21 protein-coding genes and 1 pseudogene are annotated in these 25,278 nt (G+C 67.6%); 7 read left to right on the top strand and 15 right to left on the bottom strand.

Annotation, left to right across the window (positions count from 1 at the left end):
* Positions 1 to 13: 13 nt before the first annotated feature.
* Positions 14 to 574, bottom strand: a complete 561-nt coding sequence (locus ACSYS9_RS01020; RefSeq protein WP_223276957.1) for a lysophospholipid acyltransferase family protein — start codon at positions 572 to 574, stop codon at positions 14 to 16.
* Between the two features lie 46 nt (positions 575 to 620).
* On the bottom strand, positions 621 to 1,052 hold the full coding sequence (gene arfB, locus ACSYS9_RS01015) for an alternative ribosome rescue aminoacyl-tRNA hydrolase ArfB (RefSeq protein ID WP_032130467.1): 432 nt from the start codon (positions 1,050 to 1,052) through the stop codon (positions 621 to 623).
* A gap of 134 nt (positions 1,053 to 1,186) precedes the next feature.
* Between arfB and ACSYS9_RS01010 the strand changes: the two genes are divergently transcribed.
* Entirely contained in the window at positions 1,187 to 1,714 is a 528-nt protein-coding gene (locus tag ACSYS9_RS01010) for a DUF2059 domain-containing protein (RefSeq protein WP_010487093.1), read from the top strand.
* A 75-nt stretch (positions 1,715 to 1,789) separates the two neighbouring features.
* On the opposite strand, the gene ACSYS9_RS01005 is transcribed toward ACSYS9_RS01010, so the two are convergent.
* From ACSYS9_RS01005 to ACSYS9_RS00990, 4 genes are all read right to left on the bottom strand, one after another.
* A complete protein-coding gene (locus tag ACSYS9_RS01005; RefSeq protein WP_049421002.1) occupies positions 1,790 to 2,533 on the bottom strand; it encodes a pseudouridine synthase in 744 nt (247 codons plus the stop codon).
* 141 nt (positions 2,534 to 2,674) lie between these two features.
* Complete coding sequence (locus ACSYS9_RS01000) at positions 2,675 to 3,253, bottom strand: O-methyltransferase (protein ID WP_049421001.1); 579 nt, start codon at positions 3,251 to 3,253, stop codon at positions 2,675 to 2,677.
* A 5-nt stretch (positions 3,254 to 3,258) separates the two neighbouring features.
* Positions 3,259 to 4,914 carry a ubiquinone biosynthesis regulatory protein kinase UbiB gene (gene ubiB, locus ACSYS9_RS00995; RefSeq protein ID WP_071228785.1) on the bottom strand — a complete coding sequence of 552 codons (1,656 nt, stop codon included), beginning with the start codon at positions 4,912 to 4,914 and terminating at the stop codon, positions 3,259 to 3,261.
* Positions 4,911 to 5,546: a ubiquinone biosynthesis accessory factor UbiJ gene (locus tag ACSYS9_RS00990; RefSeq protein ID WP_071228786.1), complete on the bottom strand. Its 636-nt coding sequence runs from the start codon at positions 5,544 to 5,546 to the stop codon at positions 4,911 to 4,913. Before ACSYS9_RS00990 ends, ubiB begins: the two co-directional genes overlap by 4 nt.
* Positions 5,547 to 6,026: 480 nt before the next feature.
* Between ACSYS9_RS00990 and ddlA the strand changes: the two genes are divergently transcribed.
* Positions 6,027 to 7,121 (top strand): D-alanine--D-alanine ligase, encoded by a 1,095-nt coding sequence (ddlA, locus tag ACSYS9_RS00985; protein WP_071228787.1) that lies wholly within the window; start codon positions 6,027 to 6,029, stop codon positions 7,119 to 7,121.
* 157 nt (positions 7,122 to 7,278) lie between these two features.
* Here the strand turns inward: ddlA and ACSYS9_RS00980 are convergent, their stop codons facing one another.
* From ACSYS9_RS00980 to oleC, 3 genes are all read right to left on the bottom strand, one after another.
* On the bottom strand, positions 7,279 to 7,434 hold the full coding sequence (locus ACSYS9_RS00980) for a DUF1328 domain-containing protein (protein WP_004153593.1): 156 nt from the start codon (positions 7,432 to 7,434) through the stop codon (positions 7,279 to 7,281).
* An 82-nt stretch (positions 7,435 to 7,516) separates the two neighbouring features.
* Positions 7,517 to 8,509 carry a 2-alkyl-3-oxoalkanoate reductase gene (gene oleD / locus ACSYS9_RS00975; protein WP_071228788.1) on the bottom strand — a complete coding sequence of 331 codons (993 nt, stop codon included), beginning with the start codon at positions 8,507 to 8,509 and terminating at the stop codon, positions 7,517 to 7,519.
* The gene (gene oleC, locus ACSYS9_RS00970) at positions 8,506 to 10,164 is read right to left on the bottom strand and encodes an olefin beta-lactone synthetase (protein WP_071228789.1); all 1,659 of its coding nucleotides are present in this window, start codon (positions 10,162 to 10,164) and stop codon (positions 8,506 to 8,508) included. Before oleC ends, oleD begins: the two co-directional genes overlap by 4 nt.
* A gap of 104 nt (positions 10,165 to 10,268) precedes the next feature.
* On the opposite strand from oleC, the gene ACSYS9_RS00965 reads away from it, so the two are divergent.
* The gene (locus ACSYS9_RS00965) at positions 10,269 to 10,694 is read left to right on the top strand and encodes a YkgJ family cysteine cluster protein (protein ID WP_004135417.1); all 426 of its coding nucleotides are present in this window, start codon (positions 10,269 to 10,271) and stop codon (positions 10,692 to 10,694) included.
* A gap of 88 nt (positions 10,695 to 10,782) precedes the next feature.
* On the opposite strand, the gene ACSYS9_RS00960 is transcribed toward ACSYS9_RS00965, so the two are convergent.
* The 4 genes from ACSYS9_RS00960 to ACSYS9_RS00945 form a co-directional block, all read right to left on the bottom strand.
* Positions 10,783 to 11,673, bottom strand: coding sequence for an alpha/beta fold hydrolase (locus ACSYS9_RS00960; protein ID WP_071228790.1), 891 nt, complete (start codon positions 11,671 to 11,673; stop codon positions 10,783 to 10,785).
* 95 nt (positions 11,674 to 11,768) lie between these two features.
* Entirely contained in the window at positions 11,769 to 12,785 is a 1,017-nt protein-coding gene (locus ACSYS9_RS00955; protein ID WP_014035559.1) for a 3-oxoacyl-ACP synthase III, read from the bottom strand.
* A 103-nt stretch (positions 12,786 to 12,888) separates the two neighbouring features.
* A complete protein-coding gene (locus tag ACSYS9_RS00950) occupies positions 12,889 to 13,206 on the bottom strand; it encodes a DUF4156 domain-containing protein (RefSeq protein ID WP_005407628.1) in 318 nt (105 codons plus the stop codon).
* A gap of 248 nt (positions 13,207 to 13,454) precedes the next feature.
* A complete protein-coding gene (locus tag ACSYS9_RS00945) occupies positions 13,455 to 16,304 on the bottom strand; it encodes a M16 family metallopeptidase (RefSeq protein ID WP_071228791.1) in 2,850 nt (949 codons plus the stop codon).
* Between the two features lie 415 nt (positions 16,305 to 16,719).
* Between ACSYS9_RS00945 and ACSYS9_RS00940 the strand changes: the two genes are divergently transcribed.
* The gene (locus ACSYS9_RS00940; protein ID WP_071228792.1) at positions 16,720 to 17,196 is read left to right on the top strand and encodes a hypothetical protein; all 477 of its coding nucleotides are present in this window, start codon (positions 16,720 to 16,722) and stop codon (positions 17,194 to 17,196) included.
* Between the two features lie 69 nt (positions 17,197 to 17,265).
* Positions 17,266 to 17,743: pseudogene (locus tag ACSYS9_RS00935) on the top strand (tRNA (cytidine(34)-2'-O)-methyltransferase).
* Between the two features lie 376 nt (positions 17,744 to 18,119).
* Here the strand turns inward: ACSYS9_RS00935 and ACSYS9_RS00930 are convergent.
* Positions 18,120 to 19,283: an acyl-CoA dehydrogenase family protein gene (locus ACSYS9_RS00930; protein WP_071228793.1), complete on the bottom strand. Its 1,164-nt coding sequence runs from the start codon at positions 19,281 to 19,283 to the stop codon at positions 18,120 to 18,122.
* A gap of 257 nt (positions 19,284 to 19,540) precedes the next feature.
* Here ACSYS9_RS00930 and ACSYS9_RS00925 point away from each other — a divergent pair, with 257 nt between their 5' ends.
* Both ACSYS9_RS00925 and ACSYS9_RS00920 read left to right on the top strand, forming a co-directional pair.
* The gene (locus ACSYS9_RS00925; protein ID WP_032130141.1) at positions 19,541 to 21,217 is read left to right on the top strand and encodes an electron transfer flavoprotein-ubiquinone oxidoreductase; all 1,677 of its coding nucleotides are present in this window, start codon (positions 19,541 to 19,543) and stop codon (positions 21,215 to 21,217) included.
* 65 nt (positions 21,218 to 21,282) lie between these two features.
* Positions 21,283 to 21,684 carry a c-type cytochrome gene (locus ACSYS9_RS00920; RefSeq protein WP_071228794.1) on the top strand — a complete coding sequence of 134 codons (402 nt, stop codon included), beginning with the start codon at positions 21,283 to 21,285 and terminating at the stop codon, positions 21,682 to 21,684.
* Here the strand turns inward: ACSYS9_RS00920 and ACSYS9_RS00915 are convergent.
* A complete protein-coding gene (locus tag ACSYS9_RS00915) occupies positions 21,678 to 25,277 on the bottom strand; it encodes an ATP-binding protein (RefSeq protein ID WP_071228795.1) in 3,600 nt (1,199 codons plus the stop codon). The two genes, ACSYS9_RS00920 and ACSYS9_RS00915, sit on opposite strands and share 7 nt — an antisense overlap.
* Position 25,278: the final 1 nt, after the last annotated feature.

Here is a 25,278-nt window from a genome sequence, read left to right as displayed (position 1 = left end):
GCCTGCGGCCGGCTCAGACCGTACCGCGGGTCTTGCCGATCCAGGGCCGGTAGAACTCGCGGATGGCGGCCATGTCGGCGGCGTCATCGCCGGTCGGCGTGAACAGCGGGCCGATGCCGATGGTCTTTTCCGGGTAATGGAAATACGCGGCCAGGATCGGCACGTCGGCCATCCGCGCGATCTTCAGGAAGCCGGCCTTCCAGTCCTTCACGGCCTTGCGGGTGCCCTCGGGCGTGATGGCGAACCACATCTTCTCGTTGTTGCGCAGCAGGTCCACGGCCTGGCCGACGGTGCCCTGCGGCGAGCTGCGGTCCAGCGGGATCACGCCCAGCTTGTGCAGCAGCGGGCCGAGCGGCCACCAGAACAGCGATGCTTTGCCCAGCACCTTCACCTTCATGCCCAGCGCGATCTTCGCGGCCATGCCCCACAGGCCGTCCCAGTTGGACGAATGCGGGGCGATGATGAAGACCAGCCTGGGGATGTCAGGCAGGGTACCGGTCACCTTCCAGCCGCCCATGCGCAGGGTGCAGCGCGCCAGCCAGCGCAGGAAGGCGTTGGGTTTGACCTGCGGCATCTGCGGCGGCACGGCCGGCAGCAACGAAGTCGGGTTGTTCAAGCAATCACTCCCAGTCACGTGATGAGCGCCCGCGCTTGATCTGCGCGCGCCCGCGTTTGGCGTCCAGACGACGCAGTTTCGACCCGAGGGTTGGCTTGGTGGCCTTGCGCGGCTTGGGCACGCTCAGCCCGGCCTGGATGAAGGCCGCCAGCCGATCGCGCGCATCCTCGCGATTGCGATCCTGGGTCCGGAAACGTTGCGCGTCGATGACCAGCACGCCTTCGCCGGTCATGCGCCGGTCACGCCGCGCCAGCAGGCGCGCGCGCAACGGTTCGGGCAACGAGGGCGAGTTGGCCACATCGAAACGTAGTTCCACCGCGGTGGAGACCTTGTTGACGTTCTGGCCACCGGCGCCACTGGCACGCACGAACCGCTCGACGATCTCGCCGTCGGGGATTTCAAGCTGCGCGCTGATGGTGACCGGTCCACTGCCCATCCGCGCATTGTAGCGGCAGCCACGCACCGGAGTGCGGCATCGCGCCCCGTATGCCGCCGATCAGGTACCGAACACGCCGCCTTCGCCTTGGCTGCGGGTATGCTGGCCGTCCCATGTACTGCAGGAAGCCCCGCATGACCCGCACCGCACCCGCCCTGCCGTCCCTGCTGCGCCGCGCCGCCCTGCTGCTGGCGCTGGCCGTGGCCAGCGTTCCGGCCCTGGCCGCGCCGCCGACCGATGGCGACATCAACCGCCTGCTGTCGGCGTCACGCGCGCAGAGCATGATCGACACCATGCTGCCGCAGATCGAGGCGATGCAGCAGCAGCAGTTCCAGCAGGTAGCCGCACAGCGCCAGCTCAATGCCCAGCAGCAGGAACAGCTGAAGCGGATCCAGGCGCGGACCAGCCAGACCCTGCGCCAGGCCCTGTCCTGGCAGCAGCTGCGGCCGATGTACGTGGACCTGTACAAAAAGACCTTCAGCAAGGAAGACGTGCTGGCGATGGCCGAGTTCTACGAGAGCGCGGCCGGCCAGAGCCTGCTGGACAAGACCCCGGCGCTGATGCAGAACGTGATGGTCGCGATCCAGGCGCGCATGCAGCCGCTGTTTGCGGACCTGCAGAAGGATCTGGAAGCGATCGTCAACGAGCCGGAAAAGAAATGAGGTAGTGCCGGCCGCTGGCCGGCTCCCCATTACATCTGGAATCGCGCAGATGCCGGCCAGCGGCCGGCACTACCGTCAATCGGTATCCACCTGCCAGCCGAACAGGTCCAGCGCCTTCTGGAACCCGCCGTCCAACGGCGCACGCACGTCCACCGTGCCACCGTCCGGATGCGGGAAGCGCAGGCGCTCGGCGTGCAGCAGCATGCGGTGCACGCCCTGCATGCGGAAGATGCGGTTGTGGCGGCCATCGCCGTGGCTGGTGTCGCCGATCATGTGATGCGAGAGGTGCTTGAGGTGCCGGCGGATCTGCCGGAAGCGTCCGGTCTGCGGCTGGCAGCGCAGCAGTGCGTAGCGCGAGCTGGTGAATTCACCGACCGGCACCGACAGCTCGCCGGTGGCCAGGCGCTGGAAGTCGGTGATCGCCGGCTTTTTCACCGGCTTGCCCGGGCCGCCGTCCAGATCATGATCGACCTGCCAGGCGAGCTCGGCCGGCCAGCCCCGGCAGACCGTCAGATAGTCCTTCAGCACTTCGCCGCCCATCAGTGCCTTGCCCAGCGCGCTGGCGGTGTCGCGGTCGAAGGCCAGCAGCAGGCAGCCACTGGTGGCCCGGTCCAGGCGATGCACGAGGAAGATCGGGCGGCCCAGCTGCTCGCGCAGGCGGTCGGCCAGGAAGTCGTCTTCGCCACGGGCCAGCTTGCTGTCGTGGACCATCAGCCCGGCAGGCTTGTTGACCACGGCCAGGCGCTCATCTAGGTGCAGCAGCTGCAGGGGCGCGGTGTCAGTCTCGACCGCGGCGAGGGTATCGGGTTCGGTGCTCACGGCAGGATTATCGGGGCTGGGCATTGAATGGGGTAGAGCCGGCCGCTGGCCGGCTGTCTCCGGGCAGTCGGATGGCTGCTGCTGCCGACCAGCGGCCGGCAACAGCGTGCCAACCAAGATTGGCACCTACCTGTAGAGCGGTCAGGCGCTGCGCACGGCCAGCAGCTCGCCGTTGCCCACCGGCACCAGGCTGGTGCTGAAGTCCGGATCAGCGTCCAGCAGCACGCGCAGCGGTTGCATCTCTTCCGCATGCGAGGTGGCGTTGTCCACCACCAGCAGGCCACCCGGGCGCAGCACACGACGCAGCTGCGGCCACCAGCCGGCGTACTGCCCGCGGTCCGAATCGAGGAACAGCAGGTCGATGCAGGCATCGGCGGCCTGCGCCAGCCAGAGCCCGGCATCGTCGTGGACCAGCGTGATGCGATCGGCCAGGCCACTGCGCGCGAAGGTGTCACGTGCCATCGCCACCTTGTCCTCGGCGTACTCCAGCGTGGTCACGTGGCCGTCGATGGCGGCGGTTGCCTCGGCCAGCCACAGCGTGGAATAGCCGTTGGACGTACCGATTTCCAGCACCCGGCGAGTGTTGCCGAAGCGCACCAGCACCGACAGGAATTCACCGGTGTCGGGCGTGATGTTGAGCATGCGTCGGCCGCGCTCGCTTTCGCGTGCGTCGTTGTCGGCGCCGAAGCGGATCAGTTCGTCCTTGAGTGCCTGCAGCATGGGGCCTACTTCCACCACGCGCGCAGCAGCGCCACTGCGCCGACCGCACCGGACAGCCAGCTCCACGCCGGCACGTCGCCCCAGTACCAGCCCGGCGGCTGCAGCACATACATCAGTGCAGCGATGGCCAGCAGGCCGACGCCGGTGATCGCGCCGACCGCATGCTTCTGCAGGCGCTGCACGCTGGCATCCAGTGCGGCCAGGTCGCGCGAGCGCATCGCCAGTTCATGGCGGCCTTCCACCTGCTGGGTCAGCCAGGCGTGCACCAGGCGCGGCATGTCCGGTGCGTGGGTCATGATCTCCGGCAGGCGCTTGCCGATCTCGCGCACCACCCGCCGCGGGCTGTAGCGCTCGCGCAGGATCTTCGCGAGCACCGGCTTGGCCACCGCCCAGATGTCGATCTGCGGATCCAGCTGGCGGCCGACACCTTCGATGTTCAGCAGGGTCTTCTGCAGCAGGATCAGCTGCGGCTGCAGGGTCAGCTGGTAGCGCTGCGCCACGCGGAACAGCTTCATCAGCACTTCGGCCAACGAGATCTGCGACAGCGGACGGGTGAAGTACGGCTCGCACACCGAACGCACGGCTGCTTCCAGATCATCGATGCGCACGTTGTCCGGCATCCAGCGCGCCTGCACGTGCAGTTCGGCGATGCGGCGGTAATCGCGGTTGAAGATGGCCATGAAGTTCTCGGCCAGGTAGTACTGATCTTCCTGCGAGAGCTGGCCCATGATGCCGAAGTCCAGCGCGATGAAACGCGGATTGGCACGGCGCGACGGATCGGTGTCGACCCAGATGTTGCCGGCGTGGGCATCGGCGTGGAAGAAGTTGTCGCGGAACACCTGGGTGTAGAACACCCGCACACCCTTGGCGGCCAGCGCCTTGCGGTCGATGCCGGCCTTGTCCAGCGCGGCGATGTCGTCGGACGGAATGCCCCACACGCGCTCCAGGGTCAGCGCGCGCTCGGCGGTGTGGCTCCAGATCACTTCCGGCACGTACAGGTCATCGCTGTTCTCCCAGAAGCGACGCAGCACGCTGGCATTGGCGCCTTCGCGCTGCAGGTCCAGCTCGGCGGCCAGGGTGTTCTCGACTTCGGCCACCACTTCGCGCGGGCGGATCTTGTCGGCACGCGGGTGGGTGCGCTCGACCAGGGCGGCCAGCGAGTTGAGCAACGCGATGTCGGCGTCGATCTGCTTCTCGATGCCCGGGCGCAGCACCTTGACCACCACCTGGCGGCCATCGGCCAGCGTGGCCGCATGCACCTGCGCGATCGAGGCCGAGGCCAGCGGTTCGGTATCGAAGCTGGCGAACGCCTCGCTGACCGGCAGGCCGAGTGCTTCCTCGACGATGCGGCGCGCGGTATCACCATCGAACGGCTTGACCCGGTCCTGCAGCAGGGTCAGTTCGTTGGCCACGTCCGGCGGCACCAGGTCGCGGCGGGTGGACAGGATCTGGCCGAACTTGACGAAGATCGGGCCGAGATCCTGCAGCGCCAGGCGCAGGCGCGCACCGCGCGACTGTGCGGCGATGTCGGCCGACGCACGCGGTACGAACGGTTTGGCCAGGCGCAGCCAGCGCTCGGCCGGCGTGCCCTGCAGCAGGTCGTCGAGGCGGTAGCGCAGGATCACCCGGCCGATGCGGCTTGCCCGCAGCACGGCCTTCATGCGGCACCCCGCAGGCGCTGCACGCGCGCGCCGAGACGTTCGACGTCGTCACGCAGCACGTCCACGTCATCGTGGAAGGCATCCAGTTCGGCGCGCGGCACCACGTCGCGCGATTCCTCGGTGATGAATTCGGCGGCGCTGTGGGCCAGGTCGATCGCGCCCTGGCGCGCGTGCTGCAGGGCGCTGCGCAGGGTGTTGGCAACCTGCACACCCAGCACCTCGCCGAACACGCTGACGAACGGCTGCTGCCAGTCCGGGTCGAAGCCCTTGGCCAGCTGCTGCAGGCGACGCGCCAGTTCGGCGTCGCCGGCCACGCGTACGCGGCCCTTGCCGTTGTTGTCGCCGCGCCGAGCGTTGGCCAGCAGCGGCAGCTGCGCCAGCACCCCGGCCAGGCTGCTGCGCACGGCCAGGTCGGCTTCCTGCGCATCCACCGGGCCGACCCGCAGCTGGTCACCGTCGACACTGATGCGCATCGCCAGCGACGGTGCTTCCAGGGTCAGGTCGATGTGCCGGCCATCGAGGTTGGCCAGTGCATGGCGGGTATCCGGATCCAGCGCCAGCGCGCGGTTCAGGGCGATCTGCAGGGCGCGGCCAGCGACCGGCTTGAGGGACTTGAGCAGGGAGAGAGCCATGTGCGCATTCTACCTGCGTGGGTGGGGGGCTTGGGCCGGGCTGCCGCCCGGCACCCGCAGATGCCACTGCCAGAGCAACATCAAAGGCTTGCTTCCTGTGGAGAGGCGGGGTGGGTTCGGTTGCGGGGGCCGCTGCAAGTACGTCCCTGTAAGCTCGGTCGCCGCATGCTCGTGTGCGCTGTCCTGCGCACACGGCAAGACCGGGGTTGGGCGTCCTGCCCAACCCGCCCGAGGCATGCCTCGGGCCCATGCGGCTCACGCCCCCGCAACCGGACCCACCCCGCCTTCGACAGGTTCCTGCGATCTGCCGGAACGTGCTCTGGTAGATGCCGACCTTGGTCGGCGCTGGATTTCCGAGGGTGCCAACCAAGGTTGGCCGCTACTCGAGCCGGCCGCCAGGCGGTTCATCTGTGCCTCACCTGTGCGGCAATGGAAGGTTCATGCTGTACGGCCACGCAACGCACAGGACATCGCAACACCATGGCACGGACCCGGGTCGGCATCATCTTCGGGGGCAAGTCCTCCGAGCACGAAGTTTCGCTGCAGTCGGCGAAGAACATCCTCGATGCGCTTGATCGCGAGCGCTTCGAGCCGGTGCTGGTCGGTATCGACAAGCAGGGCCAGTGGCATCTGAGCCAGCCGGATACCTTCCTGATCAATGCCGATGATCCGTCGCGCATCGCGCTGCATCGGTCCGGTACGTCGCTGGCGGTGCGCCCGGGTGTGGAACAGGCACAGCTGCAGCCCTCCGATGCGGCCAGCGCGCTGGGCCAGATCGATGTGGTACTGCCGATCGTGCACGGGCCGCTGGGCGAGGACGGTGCGCTGCAGGGGCTGCTGCGCATGGCCAACCTGCCTTTCGTCGGTTCTCCGGTACTGGGCTCGGCGGTGGCGATGGACAAGGACGTGACCAAGCGCCTCTTGCGCGACGCTGGCCTGCAGGTGGCGCCGTGGCTGTGCATCCGGCGTCACCAGGCCGCTGACGTCGATGTCGATGCGGTGATCACGCAGCTCGGCCTGCCATTGTTCGTGAAGCCGGCCAACCAGGGTTCGTCGGTGGGTGTGAGCAAGGTCAAGGATGCGGCGGGCTTCGCCGAGGCACTTGCATTGGCGCTGCGCTATGACCACAAGGTGCTGGTCGAATCGGCGGTGGCCGGCCGTGAGATCGAGTGCGCGGTGCTGGGCAACGAACAGCCGCAGGCCAGCCTGTGCGGCGAGGTGGTGGTGCACGACGAGTTCTACGCCTACGACACCAAGTACATCAACGAGGATGGCGCCGAGGTGGTCGTGCCGGCGGATATCGATGCTGCAACCCAGGCACGTATCCAGCAGATCGCGCTGCGGGCCTACCAGGCGCTGGAGTGTGCGGGCATGGCGCGCGTGGATGTGTTCCTCACCGCAGACGGCGAGATCGTCATCAACGAGGTCAACACGCTGCCGGGCTTCACCCGCATCAGCATGTACCCGAAGCTGTGGGGCGCCAGCGGTGTGGACTACACCACGCTGATCACGCGCCTGATCGAACTGGCGCTGGAGCGCCATGAAGCCGATCGCGGATTGCATAGCGCCGTGTAGAGGCGCTGTGTGTCTCTGTAGAGTCGAGCGATGCTCGACTCTACAAAAGGCGTGCCAACCAAGGTAGGCACCTACCAGACGATGGCGTGCCGACCGACGGTCGGCACCCACCGGAAAGAACAGTGCCGGCCAGCGGCCGGCACTACCCAGCGGTCTTCTAGCCGCGCTTGCGGAACATCGAAATCACTGCCAGTACCAGGAACACAACGAACAGGATCCAGGCGATGTTGCTGGCGGCACCGGCGATGCCGGAGAAGCCGAGCACGGCAGCGATGATGGCGATGACGAAGAAAATAACGGCGTAATGCAGCATGGTGCTCCTCGCAGATGTCCGGGCCGTTGGATGGCGTGGGTCCATCCTCCCGATCTGGCGGTGTGCAACCAGTGATGGCGACCTATGCGGCAGATGAAGCCTTCAGCCTGCGCAGCCCTTCTTCAATGCTGACCTGCGGCACGTAGCCGAAGTCACGGCGCGCCGGCTCCATGCTGTACCAGTGCGGCGTGCACAGCTGCTCGGCCAGGAAGCGGGTCAGCGGCGGCTCGCCACGCAGGCGCAGCAGCGGCCACAGCCGCTCGCAGACCGCACCGATGCGATAGGCGGTCTTGAAGCTGATCGCCTTGTCCACCGTCGGCGCACCAACGGCGGCCAGCAGCTTGTTGACCAGCTCGCGCATCGGCAGTGGTTCGCCGTTGGAAATGAAGTAGGCCTTGCCCGCACACGCGGCGCCCGGCGCCAATGCTTCGAAAGCGAGGAAGTGCGCGAGCGCGGCATTGTCGATGTAGGTGGTATCCACCTTGTTGTTGCCATCACCCACCAGACGCAGGCGCCCCTGCCGCGCACGCTCGGCCAGCCTCGGCACCAGCTGTTGGTCGCCCGGGCCCCAGATCAGGCGCGGGCGCAGTGCCACCGTCGCCAGCGAGGCATCGTTGGCGGCCAGCACGCGCTGTTCGGCGATCGCCTTGGTGGCCGCATACGGCGCCTGGAAGTCCTCGCCGTACGGCACGTCGTCGGCACCGAGGCCTTCCACCGGATGGGTAGCGCGGTGGGTCACGCTGGGCGTGGAGGTGTAGACCAAGCGACTGATGCCGTGCGCGCGGCAGGCGGCGAGGACGTTGTCGGTACCGACCACGTTGGCCTGGTGGTAGCTGTCATAGCTGCCCCAGGCGCCGGCCTTGGCGCCGTTGTGGAATACCGCATCGACGCCGGCCACTGCATGCAGCACCGCCTGCGCATCGGCCAGATCGCCACGGATCTGGCCCACGCCCATGGCCTGCAGTTCCGGGTAGTGGCTGCGGTTGAACGCCAGCACCTGGTGGCCACGTTCGACCAGCCCACGGCACAGCGCCTGGCCAAGGAAACCACCACCACCGGTGACCAGGATCTTCATGCGCGCTTCTCCAGTTCGGCGCTGGCCCAGACGGCGAGCTTCTCGCGGCCGATCTTGGCGTTGTGACGGATATCGACGGGGAACGCGGGGTGCATCAGTACGTGCTGCAGGTTCGCCTCGGGCAATCGCAGGGTGGCCTGGGCGCGCAGCGCCTCGCGCAAGGCCGGGCTGTCGCTCTGGCCACGCTGCAGTTCCACGCACAGCACCGGCACCTGCGCACCCGCCGGGCCAACGCCAACCAGTGCCGTGCGCGCCACGCCCGGCACGGTGTTGAACACCGGCTCCACCTGTTCGGTGTACAGCGGCCCCTGTGCGGTTTCCACGCGATGGGTCTTGCGGCCGCAGAACCACAGGCGGCCCTGCGCATCGAAGTAGCCCACGTCACCCATGCGATGCACCACGCGCGTGCTGCCATCGGCCAGCGTCTCGCGGATCTTCGCCGCCGCGGTGGCCTGCGGGCGGTTGAAGTAACTGTCGGTAGCGGTCGGTCCGGCCACGGTAATCTCGCCCACCTCGCCGGTGGCCAGCACGCGCGCCTGCGACCAGTCGGCCAACGGTGCGTCATCGATGCCGATGATGCGCACCTCATTCGGTTCAACCACGCTGCCCACGCAGGTACCGGCACCGGCCTCGGTGGCGGCACGGGTGCGCTCCAGCTCGCGGCCTTCCACCACCGCCACCGGCAGGCACTCGGTGGCGCCGTACGGGGTCCAGAACTGCGCATCGGCCGGCAACAGGCTGCGGATGGTGGCGACCACATCCGGCGGCACCGGGGCGCCGGCCGAGGTCACCCGGGTCACCGTCGGCAACGGCCGGCCGTGACGGGCCAGCACCCGCATCAGCGCAGGCGAGCCAAACAGTTGGGTCACGCCGAAACGCTGGATGGCATCGTGCAGGCGTGCCGGGTCGGCCTGTGCCGGCCGGGTCGGGTCCATGTCCGGGATCACCGAGGTCAGGCCCAGCGCCGGGTCGAACAAGGCAAACGGCGGGAAGGTCGGCAGGTCCACCCCGCCCGCTTCCATGCCAAAGGCACTGCCCAGCAGCTGGATCTGGCCGACGAAATGACGGTGGCGGTAGACCACGCCCTTGGGCACGCCGGTGGAGCCGCTGGTGAACAGGATCGCGGCCATGTCCTCGCCATCGGTGGCGGCCAGCATCGCCCCCCCGTTGGCACCGGCGCGCTCCAGCGCGGCCAGCGTGGTCCCGCCCCAGCCGAGGCGGCGGCCGACGGTGACCAGGCGGGTCGCCGAGGGCGCCCAGCGCAGCGCCAACCGCGCCACATGGGCCAGCGGAATGCCAATGAAAGCCTCCGGCTGCGCCTCATCCAGGCACTGCTTCAGCGCGCGTTTGTCGATGCCCGGGTCGACCAGCACCGGCACCGCGCCCAGTTTGAACAGGGCAAACATCAACAGGAAGAACTCCGGTGACGGCCGCACCATCACCACCGTGCGCACTCCGCGGCCGATCCCGTAGCCGGCCAGGCCAGCCGCCATGGCGTCGCTGCGGGCGTCCAGCTGGCGGTAATCCAGGGTCACGTCGTAGGCGGCCATGCCGTTGCCGGCACCACGGCGGCCCGGGCAGCGGATGGCGATCTGGTCGGGCCGTTCACGCGCCAGTTCAGGCAAACGGGCGGCAATATTGCAGGGTCGGTTCATCCGTTCATTGTCGCCGCTTACGGAATTTCTTGCGCGGCGGCCCACTTCGTGGAAAATCCGCACCCTCGTTCCTGATTCCGACTGCCGCCCGAGGCGGCTTGCCCATGCAACATCCCTGCATGACCTGCGGCGCCTGCTGCACCCAATACCGCGTGGCCTTCCACTGGATGGAATCAGACGAGGTCACCCCCGGCGGCGTACCGCACCAGCTGACCGAGGTGCTGGACCCGCATCGCCTGTGCATGCGCGGCACCCACTCCAAGCCGGTGCGCTGCGTGGCGCTGGATGCGCAGATCGGCGTGTATTCACGCTGCACCATCCACCCCAACCGGCCCAGCGTGTGCCGTGAGGTGGATGCATCGTGGGAGTACGGCAAGGCCAGCCCGCAGTGCGACAAGGCGCGCATTGCCTATGGCCTGGATCCGTTGACCCTGGCCGACTGGCGCTGGCGCGACGAAGCGGGCAACGACGACGACCACCCGGACGACAACGGCAACAGCCCGTCACCGCAGGCGCCGATCGCGGCGTAGGGGTAGTGCCGGCCGCTGGCCGGCAACCTCATGAACCCGGCGCGCATTGCGCGCTTGCCGGCCAGCGGCCGGCACTACCGGGATCCGATCAGAGCGGGTTGGCGTCCAGGAACGCGCGGATTTCCGGCACCAGAACTTCATGCTTGTCTTCCAGCACGTAATGCCCGGCATCCTCGAAGGCATGCACCTGGGCCTGCGGTAGCGCGGCCTGGAAGCCCTTCAGGAAGTGGTGGTCGAATACGAAGTCGCGCAGGCCCCAGCCGAGGAAGACCGGGCGGTCCGCGAACGACGGCAGCGCTTTGCCGGCACGCTCCAGCAGCGACCAGGCCTTGTCGGCCGGCGACAGCGGGATGTCCTGCATGAAACGGATGGTGCTGATGCGGTTGGCGTAGTTGTTGTACGGCAACACGTAGGCGCGGCGCACATCGGCCGGCATCTTCCGCTCCACACCCAGCCACGAGGCACCGGACGAGAACGCGTTGAAGGTGCGGATGATCCACTCGCCGATCTTCCAGTGCCGGCCCAGCGCGATCTGCCACGGCATCTTCTTCGCTGCCGGCATCGGGAACGCGGCGGTGTTGAGCACCACCAGGCGCTTCACCTGGTCGTGGTGCGACAGCGCCCAGCCGAAGCCGATCATGCCGCCCCAGTCGTGCACGGCCAGGGTCACCGGACCGGTGATGCCCAGGTGCTTCAGCAGCGCATCAAGGTCGTCCACGCGCGACTGCAGCGTGTACTCGTAGCGGCTGTCATCGGGTTTGTCCGACAGGCCCATGCCGATGTGGTCCGGCACGATGCAGCGGTACGTGTCCGACAGGCCGGCCACCAGCGTGCGCCAGTAATAGCTCCACGACGGGTTGCCGTGCACCATCACCACCACTTCGCCATCGCGCGGGCCTTCGTCGAGATAGTTCATCGACAGGCCGGGGCGGACCTCGAAGCGCTGCGGGTGGGCGGGGTAACCGGGAAGCTGGGACATCGGATCGCACCTGTAGAAAGGGCCGGTAGAACCGGCCCCTGGACACTTGGAAAAATCATCGCTGCCCATCGCGCAGCAGGTCAGCGGTGACTTTGTTACCAGACCACTTCAGCCATCGAGCAGTTCAGGCCCGAGCCAATGCCCAGAAGCGCGATGCGATCGCCCTTCTTCAGCTTGCCCAGCTGCTTGAGCTTGCTCAGCACGATCGGCACCGAGGCCGGGCCGATGTTGCCGTGCTCGCCGAAGATGGTCATGACCTTCTTCGGGTCGATGCCGAAGTTCTTGATGAACGCAGCAGTGTGCGGCTGGCTGACCTGGTGGATCACGAACTGGTCCAGCTCTTCCACGGCCCAGCCCAAGGCGATCTTGGCGGCGGTGAAGGTCTTCTGAGCCAGCTTGATGCCTTCGATCAGCAGCAGGCGGGTGTCGGTGACCATGCGGTCCAGGTTGCCCAGGCACAGCTGGTTCCACTCGGTGGCCGAGCGGGTCACGCCACCCTTGTAGCGCGGCGCATCCGGCACCAGTTCCGAGCGCGCCATCACCATCGCGGCGGCGCCCGAACCCGTGGTCAGGGCGGCCAGCTCGTTGCGGAAATCGTCGGCGGTGACGTCCGGGGCGGTCATGCGCTCCAGGGTCTTCTCGTACACCAGGTTGGCGGTCTCGCCATCCACCACCAGCGCGTAGTCGATGTCGCCGCGCTCGATCATGCGCGCCGCGATGTCCATGCCGTTGATGAAGGCCAGGCAGGCATTGGCGACGTCGAAGGTCATGCACTCGTCGCTGACGCCGAGGTTGCCCGACACGATGGAGGCGGTGGACGGCTCCAGGTAGTCGCGGCTGACCGAGGTGTTGACCAGCAGGCCAACCTGCGTTGCATCGATGCCCGCGTCTTCCAGCGCCTTGCGGCCGGCCATGGTGGCGGCATCGGACGCAAGCACGCCGTTGTCCCACAGGCGGCGGGCATGGATGCCGGCGATATCGCCGAGCACGTCGGTGCGGATACCGAGGCGATCCAACGTCGGCTGCAGCCGCTCGTTGATTTCCTTGGTCGTCAGCGTATGCGGCGCATCAACGTGTGCCAGGCCGGCGATCGAGACATTCTTGAAGAGCATCGAGGTTAGCGCCAAGGCTCAGGCAAAAGGGGGCGCTATTCTATAACCCCCGGGGCCTTCACCGCATCTTTACGAATTCAGGCTTGGCCGTATGGTGAAGGGTTCAGCGCGGCGGGCACTGGAAAGCGGCGAAGCGCTGACTGCCATCGGCCGGAGCCGCGGCGGCCTGCACGGCATTGGCACCGGCGCTCGGCGCCTCGTTGCGGGCCAGGGTTTCCAGCTCTTCCTGCACACGCAGCGGGTTGCGGTTGTAGAAGCCGACCTTGCTCTTCACGGTGACCACCACCTCGCCCTTGGCGATGCAGCCAGCGGGAACCGGGCCTGCCGGCAGCACGCGGGTCGCCTTGCCGGCCGGTTCGATCGGCACCCAGGTACAGGCGGTGACGGTGAGCAGCAGGGAGGAAAGCAGCAGAACGCGCATGGGCAGATCCTGGAAGGGTATGGGGGGATTCTGCCTGAACAGCCTGAATCGGGGGTAGCCGGTGGGTGGGGTCAGATCCCCCGCAGGGGAGCCTGACCCCGCCTTCGGGTCACGGAGTTGCCGGCCAGCGGCCGGCACTACCAGAGCAAGGTTGCCGGCCAGCGGCCGGCACTACCAGAGCAAGGTTGCCGGCCAGCGGCCGGCACTACCCGGGGAGGCCTGCCCGCGGGGGCGGGCAGGCGCATCCCTTATTTCTTGACCGGGTTGCCTTCGGCGTCGATCACGGTCACCTCGCCCAGGTTCAGCGCGCGCACGGCCGCTTCGGTCTGCTTGAGGTCACCCACCACCACCCAGGTCAGCGCCTGCGGCTTGATCTCGGCGGCGGCCTGCTGCACCTGTGCCGGGGTCATCGCCTCGATCTCGGCCTTGCGGCGCAGCACGTAGTCATCCGGGCGCTTGAACTGCACGATCGAACCGATGGTCGACGCCACCGCGCTGGCGGTCTCGTAGGCACCGGGCAGGCTCAGGGTCTGGATGTTGCGGATGCGGTTGACCTCGGCGGCGGTGGCCGGCTTGCTGCCGTCGGCGAACGCGGCGATTTCCTTGCGCATTTCCGCCATCGCCGGGCCGGTCTTGTCGATCTGCACCGGCGCGCTGGCCATCCACGGGCGCTGGCCCACCGAGTTGATCGCGCTGCTGCGTGCACCATACGACCAGTGCTTGTCCTCGCGCAGGTTCATGTTCAGGCGCGAGGTGAAGTCACCGCCGATCACGCCGTTGGCGATGTCAAAGCGGGTCGAGCTGGTGGCACTGGACGGCGCCACCACCTGGCCGGCGAACAGGTTGGCCTGCACCGCGCCCGGCTGGTCGATCAGGAACACGCGCGGGCCCTTCGGCAATGCGACGTCGGTGGCGGCCTTCACCTGCGGGGCATCGCCCGCAGCCTTCCAGTCGCCCAGCTGCTTGTCCAGCAGCGGCACGATCTCAGCCAGGGTGGTGTCACCGACCACGATCAGGGTGCCGTTCTGCGGGCGCAGCCAGTCGTGGTGGAAGTCGACCAGGTCCTCACGGGTCAGGCCGCTGATCGCCGCCTCGTCGCCACTGCCGGTGAACGGAATCGCATACGGGTGGCCCTTGCCGTACAGCAGCGGCGGCAGCACGCGCATCGCCACCGCACCCGGGTTGACCTTCTCCTGCTGGATGCCGGCGATCCAGCTCGCCTTGACCCGGTCGATCTCGCCCTGCTCGAAGCGCGGCTCGCGCAGCAGGTCGCGGTACAGCGCCAGCGACGGTGCCAGGTTTTCCTTCAGTGCCGACAGGTCCACGCTCATCGAGTCCAGGCCGGCCGAGGCATCCAGGCTGGCGCCCAATGCATCAGCGGCATCGGCGAAGGCCAGCGAGCCGAGCTTGCCGGCGCCTTCGGTCATCAGGCTCATGGTGAAGTTGGCGGTGCCCGGCTTGCGGCCCTGGTCGGCGCTGAAGCCGCCCGGGAACTGGTAGCTGAACTGCACCACCGGAATCTCGTGGCGCTCGGCCAGGATCACCTGGGTGCCGTTCTTCAGCGTGGCGCGCTGCAGCGCCGGGAATTTCAGCTGCGGGAACTCGCGGGTCTGCGGCACGCCGGCCTTGCGGTCGACCTGCTCCGGCAGGGTGCTGTACTTGGGGTCCACCGCCGGCACGGTGAACGGCTTCGGCGCCTGGCTCGGGTCTTCCTTCAGCGCCACACGCTCACCCGGTGCGATCACCAGGGTGTGGCTGCCCTTGTCCAGCCACTGCGCGCCCAGCCGGCTCAGATCAGCGGCACTGGCCTTCTCGATGTTGGCCAGCGAGGTGCGGAAGCAGCCCGGGTCGCCGGTGAACACCGCGCACTCGGCCAGTGCGTCGGCCTTGCCGCCGAAGCCGCCGATGCGCTCGATGCCGCGGATGAAGCCGGCGCGGGCACCGGTCTTGGCGCGCTCCAGCTCGGCCGCGGTGGGGCCCTGCTTGATCAGGCGGTCCAGTTCCTCGTCGATGATTTTCTCGACCTTGGCCGGATCCTGGCCCTGCTTGACCGTCGCCATGATCACGAAGTTCGAACCCAGCTGCGAGGTCGAAAGGCCCGAGGCGATGCTGTCCACCAGTTTGTCCTGGTGCTGCAGGCGCTGGCTCAGGCGCGAGGACTTGGCACCGCCCAGGACCTGCGCGAACAGCTGCAGCTGATCGACATCGGTGGTGCCGACCTGCGGCACGTTCCATGCGCGGTAGATACGCGCCTGCGGCACCTTGTCGGTCATCGTCTCGCGCGTGTCGGCGCTGCGCTTGGCCACGTTCACTGCCGGCTGCGCCATGGTCGGGCCGGCCGGGATGCTGCCGAAGTACTTGCCGACCTTTTCCTTGGCAGTGGCCAGGTCGATGTCGCCGGCCAGCACCAGCACCGCATTGTTCGGGCCGTACCAGGTGCGGAACCAGGTCTTCACGTCATCCAGCGACGCCGCGTTCAGATCGTTCATCGAACCGATCACGCCGTGGTGATACGGGTGGCCTACCGGGTACAGCGCCTTGTTGAGCTGGTCCCAGGCCTGACCGTAGGGCTGGTTCTCGCCCTGGCGCTTCTCGTTCTGCACCACGCCACGCTGCTCGTCCAGCGCCGCCTGGTCGATCGCACCGACCAGATGGCCCATGCGGTCCGACTCCATCCACAGCGCCATGTCCAGCGCGGTGGTGGGCACGTTCTCGAAGTAGTTGGTGCGGTCGGTATTGGTGGTGCCGTTCTGGTTGGTGGCACCGACCTGCTTGAACGGTTCGAAGAATTCGCCGTCGTGGTTTTCGCTGCCCTGGAACATCAGGTGTTCGAACAGGTGCGCGAAGCCGGTACGGCCGGCCGGTTCGTCCTTGCTGCCCACGTGGTACCAGACATTGACGGCGACGATCGGCGCCTTGCGATCGGTATGCACGATCACGCGCAGGCCGTTGGGCAGGGTGAACTGCTCATACGGGATATCGACCTTGGCCGGTGCGGCCGGCTTGGCCGCCAGCGCATGGGAAGGCACAAGCGTGCCCAGGGCGGTGCTGAGGGCGACGGCCAGCAGTGCAGCGCGCGGGCGAAGGGCGAGAGACATATCCGGATCCTTGGTCACATAGGTGAACCCCGATCCTAGCCTGCGCACGCAGCGGCAGGAATCGGCCAGCAGTCACTGGGGGTGTTTGCCCCTGTGCCCCATCCGCAGCGCCGATCTGCGCTGCCCGACCGGTCACAAGCGCCCGCCAGGACCGTCCGGACAGTGTCCGCAGCACATCGAATGGACAGGTGTCCGCCTACCGGACACTTCTCGGCCAAACAAAAACTCTTGCAAATCAATAACTAAAAGTTGGCACGCGGATTGCTTGGTACTTCCTGCGCCAGGAAGGGCTTCAGACAAAAGCTGACTGAAGACTGAACAAATGCAGGAAATAGAAAATTTCTCTTGCATGCCCAGAATTGGTGTACTACCTTACTACCACACCACTGCTCACCAACACTAAACAGGCCCCGTCATGAACGCCAAGACCATTGCCATCGCCATCGCCCTGATCGCCGGCACCGCGGTTGTTTCGTCGGTGCAGGCCTCCGAATCCATCAAGACCCTGTCCACCGTGCAGGTTCGCCCGGCCGCCGACCAGCTGGCCCAGCAGGCCTGGGAACAGGCCAGCGGCATCCCGACCCTGGCCACCGTGGAAGTGCGCCCCAGCGCCGACCAGCTGGCCGAGCGCAACGGCTACGTTGCCGCCCCGGTTGCTGCCGCGATGCCGATCACCACCCTGGCCTCGGTGGAAGTGCGCCCGAGCCTGGAACAGCGCGTCGCCCTGGCCGCCGAAATGGAAGCCCAGCGCTACGCCGCCACCCTGGCTGCTGCCGCCACCAACGTCGCCAACTCGGTCATCGTCAACCTGCCGGCCCTGCAGGTGCGCCCGAGCGCCGCCGACCTGCAGGCCCTGGCCACCGAAACCGCCCAGGTCCTGCTGCGCCCGTAAGCGGTGCCGCCCTGCCCAGCGCAGGGCGTGCGCCGTAAAGGCGGCGGTCGTCGCAGGTACACTGCGCCGATGAATGCCGCGCCCCAGTTCCATGTGATCCTGTTCCAACCGGAAATCCCGCCCAACACGGGCAATGTGATCCGGCTCTGCGCCAACACCGGCGCGCAGCTGCACCTGGTCGAGCCGCTCGGCTTCGCACTGGAAGACAAGCAGCTCAAGCGCGCCGGCCTGGACTACCACGAGTACTCGCGCCTGCAGGTGCACCCCGACCTGGACACCGCGCTGGCGCGGATCACCGAAGCGCTTGTTTGCCCTGAGTACGCGTGCCAGCGTGCGCTACGACAGCGTGGCCTTTGAAGATGGTGATGCCTTCCTGTTCGGCCCGGAAAGCCGCGGCCTGCCGCAGGACGTGCTCGATGCCTTGCCCGATGGCCGCCGCCTGCGCCTGCCGATGCGGCCGGACAACCGCAGCCTCAATCTTTCCAACACCGTTGCGGTGGTGATGTACGAAGCGTGGCGGCAGCACGGGTTTGCGGGCGGGGCGTAACGCCACGCGTCTCTCTTCTGCCTGGTCGTTGCTGTGGCGGGCGCATGCGTTCATGGGCGTTACTTTTCTTTCCGCGCGGAAAGAAAAGTAACCAAAAGAAACGCGCCGCCATCCGCGAGCCGGTGCTGCGCACCGGTGCCCTGCGCTCCTCGGCCCGCCGGGGGACGGCGCGGAACTCGCTGCGCTCAGACACCCGCGCCTCTTCGCCCCCGCCGGACCTGCGGTGCTCGGCTCGCTTCAAGGCGGACCCAACAGCCGCGCGGTACAGGCTGTCCTTGAACCCATCTCGGTACGGTGCGCGGTTCGGTACACCGATCGCTCGCCTGCGAATACGCTACTGGGCAATGCCGGCCAGCGGCCGGCACTACCGGTGCACTCAGAACGCGTTGATGCCGGTCAGTTCGCGGCCGATCACCAGCTGGTGCACGGTCTCGGTGCCTTCATAGGTGATCACCGATTCCAGGTTCAGCGCATGCCGGATCGCTACATGCTCGGTGGTGATGCCGGCGCCGCCCAGCAGATCGCGACACTCGCGGGCGATGTCGATGGCCATGCGGCAGTTGTTCCACTTGGCCAGGCTGACCTGCTGCGGCTGCAGCTGGCCAGCTTCCTTCAGGCGGCCCAGCTGCAGCGCCAGCAGCTGCGCGGTGGTGATGCGGCGGGCCATTTCGGCCAGCTTGATCTGCGCGCTCTGCGTGGCCGCCAGCGGGCGACCGAACAGCACGCGTTCCTTGGCATAGCCCAGCGCTTCATCCAGGCAGGCAATGGCAGCGCCGATCGGGCCCCAGCTGATGCCGTAGCGGGCCTGGGTCAGGCAACCCAGCGGGCCCTTCAGGCCCTTCACGTTCGGCAGGCGGTGGCTGTCGGGCACGCGCACGTCGTCGAAGAACAACGCGCCGGTCAGCGACGCGCGCAGGCTCATCTTGTGCTTGATCTCCTGCGTGGTGAAGCCGGCCATGCCCTTTTCCAGCACGAAGCCCTGGATGCCGTCCTCGGTCTGCGCCCAGACGATGGCCAGATCGGCCACCGGGCCGCTGGTGATCCACATCTTGCTGCCGCTGATGCGCCAGTCGCTGCCATCGCGCACCGCGCGGGTCTTCATGCTGGCCGGATCGGAACCGCCGTGTGCCTCGGTCAGGCCGAAGCAGCCGATCAGCTCACCGCGCGCCATCGCCGGCAACCACTGCTGGCGTTGCTCCTCGCTGCCGTAGGCATAGATCGGGTACATGCACAGCGAGCTCTGCACCGAGACGAAGCTGCGCAGGCCCGAATCGCCGCGCTCCAGCTCCTGGCAGATCAGGCCATAGCTGACCGCACCGAGGTCGCCGCCGCCGTATTCGGCCGGCAGGGTGGCACCGAGCAGGCCCAGCGCGGCGATCTCCGGCACCAGCTCTGAAGGGAAGCGGGCCTGGTCGAAGGCATCGCCGATGATCGGCAGCACGCGCTCGTTGGTGAAGCGGGCGACGCTCTCCTGCACCGCGCGCTCTTCCTCGTTGAGCAGGGAACGGACATCGAACAGATCGTACGGATGCAAAGCCATGGCACTCACGCGCAGTCAGGACCCGGCCATTGTCGGTCATCCGGGCAGAGCGTGCCGGCCAAGGTCGGCACCCACCAGAGCCACGGCCCTACGCTGCATTGCAGCAATCCGGGTGTGAACATCGTCGATCTAGCTCGATCACGCGCGGCCCGGTACCCTGACACATTCAAACAACCGTTTCGCTCGTGGCTGCACGCGCGATTCCCAGGCACCGCCGGTGGCCCCGATGCCGGCCCTACCCACGAGTCATGCAATCGATGAGCGCTGAAGCCAACGCCCTGCCCCCGCGTGAAGTAATGGAGTTCGACGTGGTGATCGTCGGCGCCGGCCCCGCCGGCCTGGCCACCGCGATCCGCCTGCGCCAGCGCGCGATCGAAGCCGGCCGCGAACTGTCGGTGTGCGTGCTGGAGAAGGGCTCCGAACCGGGCGCGCACGTCCTTTCCGGCGCCGTGATGGATCCGCGCGCACTGACCGAACTGTTCCCGGACTGGGCCGAGCGCGGCGCACCGCTGAAGCAGAAGGTCACCCGCGACGAATTCCTGTTCCTCAGCGAAACCGGCGCACGCAGCACGCCCAATGCGCTGCTGCCGGAGTGCTTCCACAACGAAGGCAACTACATCATCAGCCTGGGTGAAGTGACCCGCTGGCTGGCGCAGCAGGCCGAAGCGCTGGAAGTGGCGATCTTCCCCGGCTTCGCCGCAGCCGAGGTGCTGTACGGCGACAATGGTGAAGTGATCGGCGTGGCCACCGGCGACATGGGCATCGAGAAGGACGGCAGCATCGGCCCGGCCTTCGAACGGGGCATGGCGCTGCAGGCCAAGTACACGATCTTCGCCGAAGGCGCACGCGGCCACCTCGGCCGCCAGCTGATCGCGCGCTACAAGCTGGACGAAGGCAAGGACCCGCAGGCCTACGGCATCGGCATCAAGGAACTATGGCAGATCGACCCGGCCAAGCATGAGCCGGGCCTGGTGGTGCACGCCGCCGGCTGGCCGCTGGACAGCGACACCTACGGTGGTGCGTTCCTGTACCACGCCGACGGCGGCAAGGTCGCCATCGGTTATGTGGTTGGCTTGGACTACAGGAACCCGTGGCTGAGCCCGTTCGAAGAGTTCCAGCGCTTCAAGACCCATCCGTCCATCCGCAAGCACCTGGAGGGTGGCACGCGCATCGGTTACGGCGCGCGTGCGATCACCGCCGGCGGCCTGCTGTCGCTGCCGAAGACGGTGTTCCCGGGTGGCGCGCTGGTCGGCTGCGAGGCCGGCTACCTCAACGCCAGCCGCATCAAGGGCAGCCATGCCGCGATCAAGACCGGCATGCTGTGCGCCGATGCCGCGTTCGACGCGCTGGCCGCCGACCGCCAGCACGATGAACTGAGCGCCTACCCGAAGGCGTTCGAAGCCAGCTGGCTGTTCACCGAACTGCAGCAGGCCAAGAACTTCAAGCAGTGGTTCAAGAAGGGCCAGACCGTGGCCACGCTGATGACCGGCGTGGAGCAGTGGCTGCTGCCGAAGCTGGGCGTGCGCAATCCGCCGTGGACCCTGCACCGCACGCAGCCGGATCACGTCTGCCTGGAGCCGGCGGCCAAGCACACCCGCATCGCCTACCCGAAGCCGGATGGCGTGCTGACCTTCGACCGTCTCAGCTCGGTGTTCCTCAGCAGCACCAACCACGACGAGAACCAGCCCAGCCACCTGACGCTGAAGGACCCCAGCATTCCGGTGAAGGTGAACCTGGCCGAGTACGCCGGCCCGGAAGCCCGCTACTGCCCGGCGGGTGTGTACGAGTTCGTCGGTGAAGCCGATAACGCGCGCCTGCAGATCAACGCGCAGAACTGCGTGCACTGCAAGACCTGCGACATCAAGGACCCGACCCAGAACATCGTCTGGGTGACCCCGCAGGGCGGTGGCGGCCCGAACTATTCGGGCATGTGATTGCTCCGGGCTGCGACCGCGTGTCGCAGCCCACCTGCCCCGCTGCGTCGCTATCCTGCCCGCCCATGCGTGCTCTCCGCCTGCTCATCACCATTGCTTTGACCCTGGCGGCCACGGCCTGCCAGCGCCCGCCTGCGGCACCGGCCACGCCGGAACAGGCGCAGCAGCAGGCCATGCAGCGCGCGTTCGAGCTGTGTGCCGGCTGCCACACCGTGCAACCTGGTGGCATCCACCGCTTCGGACCCAATCTGCACGGCGTGATCGGCCGCCGCGCTGGCAGCCTGCCGGACTATGGCTATTCCGACGGCATGCGCCGCGCCGATATCACCTGGACCGCGCAGACCCTGGATGCGTTCCTGCAGTCGCCCACCCACGTGGTGCCCGGCACGCGCATGTACAACGCCTTCCCCAGCGCCGAACGCCGCGCACTGGTGATCGCCTACCTGCAGCAGCAGTCGGCTCAGTGAGCCAGGCGCTGCAGCTGTCGCTGCAGCCGTGCCACAAATTCCGCCACCGCCGCGAACAACGGCGCCACATCGGTTTCCGCCGCATCCTGCAGACGCTCCACCAGCGCATTGGCCTGCCCGGCCAGCACTGTCGCTCCCACCGCGCCCAAACCACCGGCCTGACGATGCAGGTGCAGTGCGGCCGCCTCGCGATCTCCAGCCTGCAGCGCGCGCTGCACGGCGGCAAGATCGCCCTCGCTGGCCTGCAACAGGCTGTCGCGCAGCTGCTCGGCCACCGCACGTGAGCCGAAGCGCCGCTGCAGGCTGTCCAGATCGGGCAGCGTCCCAGCATCGTCGACGGCGGACTCGGCCTGCGGCTCCTCGAACGACTGTCCCTGCGCCTGCGGCAACCAGCGCAGCAGTGCGGTGCGCAGCGTGGCCAGTGACAGCGGCTTGGCCAGCACTTCGTCCATGCCGGCCTCGCGGCAGCGCCGTGCATCGTCATCCAGCACGCTGGCGGTCAGCGCCAGCACGGTCAGCCGCGGCTGGCCGTTGCGGCCCTCGCGTTCGCGCAGCAGGCGGGTGAAACCGAAGCCATCGAGCACCGGCATCCGGCAGTCGGTGATCACCAGATCGAAACTCTCCGACGACAGCCAATCCAAGCCCTGCTGGCCGTCACCGACCATCACATGCGGCACCCCCAGCTGCTGCAGTCGCCAGGCCATCATCGCCTGGTTGGTCGGGTGGTCTTCGATCACCAGCACCCGCGCCTGGCGCAGCGCCGGCGGCAGCAGCGAGGCCTGTTCCTGCTCGGCGACCAGCGCTTCCACATCACCGCTGCCGGCTTCCACCAGCGACAGCCGCACCTCGGCGCGGGTCCCTTCGCCCAGCGTGCTGTGCAGCTCCAGCTCGCCGTCCATCATCTGCACCAGGCGCTGGCAGATGCTCAGGCCCAGGCCGGTACCCCCATGGTCGCGCTGGATGTAGGCACCAGCCTGGGTGAACGGCGCAAACAGGTGCTGCAGCTGTTCCGGCGCGATGCCGATACCGGTGTCGGTGACGCTCAGGCACAGCGGCTGGCTGCCGTCTTCGGCGGTCGGCCCCAGCACGTCCAGCTGCAGCCGCACTTCGCCGCGCACAGTGAACTTGATGGCGTTGCTGAGCAGGTTGAACACGATCTGGCGCAGGCGCACGCCATCCACTTCGTGCGCGGCCGCCAGCTGCGGGTCGATCTGCACGCGCAGGTCCAGCCCACGTGCACTGGCCTGCGCCGACAACAACCGGCACACGCTTTCCAGCAATGGCCGCAGCGGCTGCGGCACCGGTTCCAGGCGCAGCGCGCCGGCCTCAAGCCGCGAGTAGTCAAGAATATCGTCGAGGATCTGCCGCAGCATCTGCGCCGAATCCTCGATCACCCCGAGGATGCGCTGCTGCTCGGCATCCAGCGGCGAATGCGCCAGCACTTCCAGCATGCCCAGCACGCCACTCATCGGCGTTCGGATTTCATGGCTCATGGTCGCCAGGAAACGCGACTTCGCCTCCGCCGCCTGTTCGGCGTCGGCCTTGGCCGCAGTCAGGGCCTCGGCCTGTGCACGCGCCTCGCTGACATCCACCCAGTATCCACTCCAGGTGACCACGCCCGCTTCCGCCGCATAGGGATGGGCCTGGCTGCGCACCCAGCGCGCGCCGGTGCCTTCAGGTCGCAGCCGGAACTCGAGAACAAGCGGTGCGAACTGGCGCGCCGCCTGCTCGACCGCATGCAGGATGTGCTCGCGGTCGTCTTCCTCGATGCGCTCCAGCAGGCACATTGCATCCTGTTCGGCCTGCTGCCGGCTGATCCCGAACAACGCCTGCAGGTCACCGGCAATGAACGGGAAGCTGAGGGTTCCGTCTGCCGCGCGGCGAGCCTGATAGACCACGGCGGGCAGGTTGTCGGTGACTTCGGCCAGGCGCTGTTCCAGGTGACGCCGTCCGGCCACCTCGCGGCGCAGCCGCCAATGCCCGATGGCATGCACCAGCAGCGCGGTGAGCAGCACCAGCAGCAGCGGCACGCCCCAGCGCATCGCGCTGTTCCAGTCCAGGCCGTTGCGGTACTCGACGGCCAGCCAGTCCCCGCGCAGGGCCTCGCGCTTGCGCGGCGTCATCTGCAGCAGCAGGCGGTCGAAGGTGGTGGCCAGGGCGGCATGGCGGCGCTCAACCGCCAGCACCAGCTGATCGTTGAAACCTGCCGGTGCCGCCACCTGCAGGCGCCCCGGGAAGCGGTTGCGCAGCAGATGGTCAACCAGTGCCAGGTTGCCTACGTAGGCATCGGCGTCGCCATTGATCAGGCGCTGCAGGGCCTGTTCCGCGCTGCGTGCCGCGATGATCCGCGCCTGCGGCGCCTGCTGCAGCACATAGCCACGCACACGTTCCGGATCGGACAGCAGCACCCGCTTGCCCTGCAGGTCGGACAGGCCCAGCAACGCCGGGCTGTCACGCCGGCTGACGATCACGTTCGGCACGCTGATGAAGGGCTGGCTGAACACCCAGTCCGGGCCCAGGTAGCGAGAATCGGCAGGAATGCCCATCACCGCCTGCAGCTTGCCGCGGCGCGCCTTCTCGCGCACCTCGTACCAGTCATGGCTGTTTTCCACCTGCAGGTTGGCGCCAGCCTGCAGCAGGCGCCGCAGGTATTCGCTGGCCAGGCCACTGGGGTTGCCATCCTGGTCCGCGAACGACAGCGGCGCCGCGTTCGGCGCGAAGCCGATCTTCAACGGCTGCTCCAATACCCGTTTCTCGGCCTGGCTCAACGCCAGCTGTGCCGATGCCGACCACTGCGGAGGTGGCAGCCAGCGCTGCACCAGCGCATCGCGCTGGGCCTGGCTGGTCGCAGCCAGTGCCAGGTCCAATGCTTCGGCCAACGGCTGCTTGCTGTTGGGAACACCGAAGTGCAGCCGTTCGGGCGGCAGATCGCTGGGACGCAGCAGCACGACCCCCTGCAGGTCCTCGCGTGCGATCAGTTCGGTGGCCACGTAGGCATTGCCGATGTAAACGTCTGCCTTGTCGTCTCTGACCATCTCCAGCGCCGCCAACGAGCTGTTTGCGACAAGCTGTCGTGCCCGGGGAAAGCGCGCCCGCACCTGCGGGCCGGTCAGGAAGTCCTGCTCGATCACCACCCGCAGTCCATCCAGGTCGGGGATGTCGGAGGCACGCAGGTCATCCGGGCGTCCCACCAGGGCCAGCGGTGCCTCGCCATAGGCGGCGGTATAGACCATGCAGCGGGTGCGGTCGGCACTGAGACCGACATTCATCACTACATCGATCTCGCCACGACATGCCGCATCCAGCACGGATGTCCAGTCTGGATAGCGCCGTGCCTCCACCTTCACGCCCAGCTGACGGGCGAGAAGCGACAGATAATCCGGGCCCAGGCCGACCTGCTGGCCATCACGGAGGGACTCGAACGGCGGCCAGCCACTGTCATACTGGCCCACGACGATGCTCGGATGCGCGGCAAGGTACTCGCGCTGCAGCGGGCTGAGCGGCAACAGCCCAGGCACCGCCTGTGCCAGCGCCGCAGGCAGCACCAGCACGGCCAGCAGCAGGACCAGCCCGCGAACAGCCCAGCTACGCATC

The organism is Stenotrophomonas sp. STK17_22 (assembly GCF_051983905.1).
GTDB classification, from domain to species: domain Bacteria; phylum Pseudomonadota; class Gammaproteobacteria; order Xanthomonadales; family Xanthomonadaceae; genus Stenotrophomonas; species Stenotrophomonas maltophilia_A.
The sequence above is the reverse complement of the archived record's forward strand: the minus strand, read 5'-3'. Positions and strand labels throughout refer to the sequence as shown.

Excerpts from the sequence above, each read along its gene's own strand:
- ACSYS9_RS01020 (WP_223276957.1), bottom strand. The coding sequence starts at position 574 with ATGCCGCAGGTCAAACCCAACGCCTTCCTGCGCTGGCTGGCGCGCTGC.
- arfB (WP_032130467.1), bottom strand. The coding sequence starts at position 1,052 with ATGGGCAGTGGACCGGTCACCATCAGCGCGCAGCTTGAAATCCCCGAC.
- ACSYS9_RS01010 (WP_010487093.1), top strand. The coding sequence starts at position 1,187 with ATGACCCGCACCGCACCCGCCCTGCCGTCCCTGCTGCGCCGCGCCGCC.
- ACSYS9_RS01000 (WP_049421001.1), bottom strand. The coding sequence starts at position 3,253 with ATGCTGCAGGCACTCAAGGACGAACTGATCCGCTTCGGCGCCGACAAC.
- ubiB (WP_071228785.1), bottom strand. The coding sequence starts at position 4,914 with ATGAAGGCCGTGCTGCGGGCAAGCCGCATCGGCCGGGTGATCCTGCGC.
- ACSYS9_RS00990 (WP_071228786.1), bottom strand. The coding sequence starts at position 5,546 with ATGGCTCTCTCCCTGCTCAAGTCCCTCAAGCCGGTCGCTGGCCGCGCC.
- ddlA (WP_071228787.1), top strand. The coding sequence starts at position 6,027 with ATGGCACGGACCCGGGTCGGCATCATCTTCGGGGGCAAGTCCTCCGAG.
- ACSYS9_RS00980 (WP_004153593.1), bottom strand. The coding sequence starts at position 7,434 with ATGCTGCATTACGCCGTTATTTTCTTCGTCATCGCCATCATCGCTGCC.
- oleD (WP_071228788.1), bottom strand. The coding sequence starts at position 8,509 with ATGAAGATCCTGGTCACCGGTGGTGGTGGTTTCCTTGGCCAGGCGCTG.
- oleC (WP_071228789.1), bottom strand. The coding sequence starts at position 10,164 with ATGAACCGACCCTGCAATATTGCCGCCCGTTTGCCTGAACTGGCGCGT.
- ACSYS9_RS00965 (WP_004135417.1), top strand. The coding sequence starts at position 10,269 with ATGCAACATCCCTGCATGACCTGCGGCGCCTGCTGCACCCAATACCGC.
- ACSYS9_RS00960 (WP_071228790.1), bottom strand. The coding sequence starts at position 11,673 with ATGTCCCAGCTTCCCGGTTACCCCGCCCACCCGCAGCGCTTCGAGGTC.
- ACSYS9_RS00955 (WP_014035559.1), bottom strand. The coding sequence starts at position 12,785 with ATGCTCTTCAAGAATGTCTCGATCGCCGGCCTGGCACACGTTGATGCG.
- ACSYS9_RS00950 (WP_005407628.1), bottom strand. The coding sequence starts at position 13,206 with ATGCGCGTTCTGCTGCTTTCCTCCCTGCTGCTCACCGTCACCGCCTGT.
- ACSYS9_RS00945 (WP_071228791.1), bottom strand. The coding sequence starts at position 16,304 with ATGTCTCTCGCCCTTCGCCCGCGCGCTGCACTGCTGGCCGTCGCCCTC.
- ACSYS9_RS00940 (WP_071228792.1), top strand. The coding sequence starts at position 16,720 with ATGAACGCCAAGACCATTGCCATCGCCATCGCCCTGATCGCCGGCACC.
- ACSYS9_RS00930 (WP_071228793.1), bottom strand. The coding sequence starts at position 19,283 with ATGGCTTTGCATCCGTACGATCTGTTCGATGTCCGTTCCCTGCTCAAC.
- ACSYS9_RS00925 (WP_032130141.1), top strand. The coding sequence starts at position 19,541 with ATGAGCGCTGAAGCCAACGCCCTGCCCCCGCGTGAAGTAATGGAGTTC.
- ACSYS9_RS00920 (WP_071228794.1), top strand. The coding sequence starts at position 21,283 with ATGCGTGCTCTCCGCCTGCTCATCACCATTGCTTTGACCCTGGCGGCC.
- ACSYS9_RS00915 (WP_071228795.1), bottom strand. The coding sequence starts at position 25,277 with ATGCGTAGCTGGGCTGTTCGCGGGCTGGTCCTGCTGCTGGCCGTGCTG.